1 tRNA gene is annotated in these 340 nt (G+C 52.9%); it reads left to right on the forward strand.

Annotated elements, in window-relative coordinates:
* Positions 1-78 precede the first annotated feature (78 nt).
* Positions 79-155, forward strand: a tRNA-Pro gene (locus UW3_RS0102415).
* Positions 156-340 lie beyond the last annotated feature (185 nt).

Consider the following 340-nt stretch of genomic DNA (forward strand, 5'->3'; position numbering starts at 1 on the left):
TTCAAATCTTAAAAGGTTGGTTTGCCATTAGCAGCCAGCCATAAAAAAAGGCGCCTTTATTGGAGCCTTTTTTTTTACCGGGGTATAGCGCAGTCCGGTAGCGCGCCTGCTTTGGGAGCAGGATGTCAGGAGTTCGAATCCCCTTACCCCGACCATCTTTAGAAAGAAGGGCACCTTGCAAAAGGTGCCCTTTTTTCGTTTCTACAGCCTGCCTGATACTATCCGGCTATTTCCTGCAAGGGAGCTGCCCCATGACCCTGAAAACCTCCGTCTATATCGCCACCAGCCTCGATGGCTACATCGCCCGTGAAAGCGGTGAGCTGGACTGGCTGGGGGGGGC

This window comes from Pseudomonas donghuensis, assembly GCF_000259195.1.
GTDB lineage: Bacteria > Pseudomonadota > Gammaproteobacteria > Pseudomonadales > Pseudomonadaceae > Aquipseudomonas > Aquipseudomonas donghuensis.